This window comes from Polynucleobacter sp. 39-46-10 (assembly GCF_002282275.1).
Window position 1 is genome coordinate 1 of the sequence record NZ_NCJB01000506.1, and the last position, 1,253, is coordinate 1,253.

The 1,253-nt window shown below is 46.7% G+C and carries 3 protein-coding genes; 2 read left to right on the forward strand and 1 reads right to left on the reverse strand.

Annotation, left to right across the window (positions count from 1 at the left end; translation table 11 throughout):
- Positions 1–93: 93 nt before the first annotated feature.
- Both moaD and moaE read left to right on the forward strand, forming a co-directional pair.
- On the forward strand, positions 94–351 hold the full coding sequence (moaD, locus tag B7X71_RS17225) for a molybdopterin converting factor subunit 1 (RefSeq protein ID WP_293601640.1): 258 nt from the start codon (positions 94–96) through the stop codon (positions 349–351).
- Between the two features lies 1 nt (position 352).
- Positions 353–811, forward strand: coding sequence for a molybdopterin synthase catalytic subunit MoaE (moaE, locus tag B7X71_RS17230; protein WP_293601641.1), 459 nt, complete (start codon positions 353–355; stop codon positions 809–811).
- Positions 812–822: 11 nt separating this feature from the next.
- Here moaE and B7X71_RS17235 read toward each other — a convergent pair.
- On the reverse strand, positions 823–1,253 hold a 431-nt coding region (locus B7X71_RS17235; protein WP_293601642.1), incomplete at its 5' end, for an alpha-ketoglutarate-dependent dioxygenase AlkB.

Below are 1,253 nucleotides of genomic sequence, written 5' to 3' on the forward strand. Positions count from 1 at the left end.
GCGATATGGTGAAGTACATCCCTTTTAGCGCTCTGCTTAGCTAAGTTAATCTAATACACAGCAAGCCCAAAGAAATCAGATTACGATCTCTATATGAAACTCGAATTACGATTCTTTGCCTCTCTGCGAGAAGGCCTTGGACTCTCTAGCGAGAGTATTACTGCTCCAGCAGATGTCAAAACTATTGCTGACTTAAGAGCTTATCTTACTCAACGAGGAAACCCTTGGGCTGAGGTGCTGGCAAGCAGCAGGATAATTCGTTGCGCCTTAAATCAAGAGATGGTGAGCGATTCCACTTCGCTAGTGGAGGGTGCTGAAGTAGCTTTCTTCCCTCCGGTTACTGGTGGCTAAGATGCAGAACGATTTCATCCGCATTCAAGAGCAAGACTTTGACCTCACTACTGAAGTTCAAGCGCTGCGCAAGAATGACCCTCGCGTAGGCGCAGTAGTCACTTTTGTTGGTACCGTCCGAGATATGAATGACGGTAGTCAAGTTAAGGGCATGACGCTAGAGCACTACCCCGGTATGACAGAAAAATCCCTAGAGGAAATCATTCAACAAGCCAGAGGCCGCTGGGATATTTACAAGACTCTAGTCATTCATCGAGTAGGGCCGCTTTTGCCCGAAGATCAAATTGTCCTGGTGGCGGTTACTAGCGCCCACAGAGGTGAAGCATTTGCTGCTTGTGAGTTCATCATGGATTACCTCAAAACAGCAGCACCATTTTGGAAAAAAGAAGAGACCCCCGAAGGTGGTAAATGGGTTGATGCCCGCGTCACTGACGATGCTGCAATGGCCCGTTGGAATTAATTAGCCACCCCTCATATTCGGGGAAGTATTTTTCGAAAGGTGAGATTAATGCGGGGGCTTGTAACAGTCTTTGTCTTGAGGAGGCTGTGATGCCAATGTTCTTGAATGGGTGGATGCATGATGAGTAAACTTCCATGATCAAGAAATACTGAGATAGTAGTTTTGTCCTGCTTATGGCGAAATGTAAACTTACGTCGAGCACCTAAGCTGAGTGATGCGATGGGGGATGTACCGTCTAGCTCTTTCTCATCATCGCTATGCCATCCCATACCTTCATCACCAGTGTGATACAGATTAAGTAAGCAAGAGTTATAGGTGTGCCCGGTGAATTGTTCAAGTTTGCGTCTCATTTCAATCAACTCTTTAGTCCAGGCCTGAGGGGCTTTTTGAACTCCAGAGTAGGTGTACATACACTCTGGGTCACCTACCCAGGCAACTTTTC